Genomic DNA, 2,368 nt, shown 5'->3' with positions numbered 1-2,368 from the left:
GGAACCCCCTAAGCCGAGTTTTCAAGGTGCTGCGCCGTCCACTTGGTTTTCGAGACTGGCCTTTTAATTCTAACGTAAAGCCAACCTAGAACGGCGGGGTTTCAGACCCAAAATTTCCGATGATTATTATCTGAATTTCGGAGTTATCCGTTATATTTTTGCTTTTTATTCGGTCGTCAGGAGATAAGAGACAGGAGACAGGAGATAGGAGACAGGAGATAGGAGATAGGAGATAGGAGACAGGAGACAGGAGACAGGAGATTATTTCTATTTATTCTCCCTTCTCCCTACACCCCACACCCCACACCCTACACCCCACACCCCACACCCCACACCCTACACCCCACACCCCACTTCCCCGATGATCGAGAAAAAACTTCATCAAGAGGGGAACAACTTCCAGTAAGATGAAAAATGGTCAGTGAAAAAGCTAACCGAAATTTATTGTCGGAAATGGTAACACCGCCCCATTTCCCCAGACCCTAGAGGCTAGAGTCCGGTAAACCAGCGGATAAAAATTGACATCCATGAGTGAAGGTATTTTCGATCGAGTTAAAAAAGTTGTTGTGGAACAATTAGAAGTAGAGCCGGAAAAAGTTACTCCCGACGCAAGCTTTGCTAATGATCTGCAAGCTGATTCCCTTGATGTGGTCGAGTTAGTGATGGCTTTAGAGGAAGAATTTGATATTGAAATTCCCGACGAAGCGGCCGAACAAATTGACACTGTGGGCAAAGCTGTTGACCATATTAGCGAGAAAGTAGGAGCAACCGCCTAATTATTGCGAGAAAATTGACAATTTAGCCTTAAATATCTGGGGCAAAATCTGCCCTTATTTTTGAACAAACATGACAGAATTGCCATTAAAAAGGGTTGTCATCACGGGGATGGGTGCAATCACTCCCCTCGGCAATAATCTAGCAGACTATTGGACAGGCTTAATCAACGGCAAAAGTGGCATTGGTTTAATTACCCACTTTGATGCCTCCCGTCACGCTTGTCGCATTGCTGGGGAAGTGCGGGGTTTTGACCCCCACGACTATGTGGATCGCAAAGAGGCAAAGCGCATGGACCGTTTCGCTCAATTTGCCGTCGCCGCCAGTTTGCAAGCACTGCAAGATTCTCAATTAGTTATCGACGCTCTCAATGCCGATGATATAGGAGTACTAATCGGTACGGGCGTGGGTGGCATAAAAGTGCTTGAGGATCAACAGGAAATTTACTTGACAAAAGGTCCGAGCCGGTGTAGTCCCTTCATGATCCCGATGATGATTGCCAATATGGCCGCTGGTTTAACCGCCATCCACACGGGGGCCAAAGGACCGAGTAACTGCACCGTGACCGCTTGCGCCGCCGGTTCCAATGCCATCGGCGATGCTTTCCGTCTAGTACAAAGGGGTTTAGCCAAAGCGATGATCTGCGGCGGGACGGAAGCTGCCGTTACCCCCCTGGGATTGGCTGGTTTTGCCTCCGCTAAGGCCCTGTCCACCCGCAACGATGACCCCACCCGGGCCAGTCGTCCCTTTGACAAGGATCGGGATGGTTTTGTCATGGGGGAAGGGGCAGGAATTTTGATTATAGAGGAATTAGAAACAGCCTTGGCTCGTGGGGCGCGGATTTACGCCGAAATGATCGGTTATGGTCTGACTTGCGATGCCTATCACATGACGGCACCAGTTCCCGACGGTCGTGGAGCCACCAGAGCGATCGAATTAGCGATCAAAGATGCCGGTTTAACTCCGGCGGAAATTAGCTATATCAACGCCCACGGCACCAGTACAGGGGCTAATGATCCCACGGAAACCAAGGCGATTAAAAAAGCTTTAGGAGAATCGGCCTACAAAATCCCCGTCAGTTCCACCAAATCGATGACAGGCCACCTTTTAGGCGGTTCTGGCGGCATTGAAGCCGTGGCCACGGTTATGGCGATCGCTAATGATCGGATTCCCCCGACTCTCAACCTGGACAATCCCGACCCCGATTGTGATCTCGATTACGTCCCCTACGAAAGTCGTCAGCAGATAGTTAACGCTGCCCTCTCCAACTCCTTTGGATTTGGCGGCCATAACGTCACCTTAGCTTTTAGAAAATATGCTTGAGTCGATGCCCCTGAAAGAGTAATCTTTGAGTGGCTCCCTCTTTAACCTGGTCTTATTTTTGTAGTTCATTCTAAAAAACATTATGGTTGTCGCCTCCCAATCCCTCGAAGAACTTTGTATTAATGCGGTGCGTTTTTTAGCGGTAGATGCCGTAGAAACAGCTAAATCGGGACACCCCGGACTGCCCATGGGAGCCGCTCCCATGGCCTTTGTTCTATGGGATCAATTCCTGCGTTTTAACACGAAAAACCCCCAATGGGTTAATCGTGAT

General features: G+C 49.2%; 3 protein-coding genes. All 3 read left to right on the top strand.

From position 1 onward, the window contains the following. Positions 1-527 precede the first annotated feature (527 nt). The gene (gene acpP / locus PX481_RS29135) at positions 528-776 is read left to right on the top strand and encodes an acyl carrier protein (RefSeq protein ID WP_002798625.1); all 249 of its coding nucleotides are present in this window, start codon (positions 528-530) and stop codon (positions 774-776) included. Between the two features lie 70 nt (positions 777-846). After that, the gene (gene fabF / locus PX481_RS29130; RefSeq protein WP_288028078.1) at positions 847-2,097 is read left to right on the top strand and encodes a beta-ketoacyl-ACP synthase II; all 1,251 of its coding nucleotides are present in this window, start codon (positions 847-849) and stop codon (positions 2,095-2,097) included. Between the two features lie 82 nt (positions 2,098-2,179). Then, the coding region (locus PX481_RS29125; protein WP_288097457.1) for a thiamine pyrophosphate-binding protein at positions 2,180-2,368 on the top strand (189 nt) is incomplete at its 3' end.

It is taken from the genome of Microcystis sp. M53603_WE2, assembly GCF_030065435.1.
Note: the sequence above shows the minus strand (reverse complement) of the source record. Positions and strands in the feature narration are given on the sequence as shown.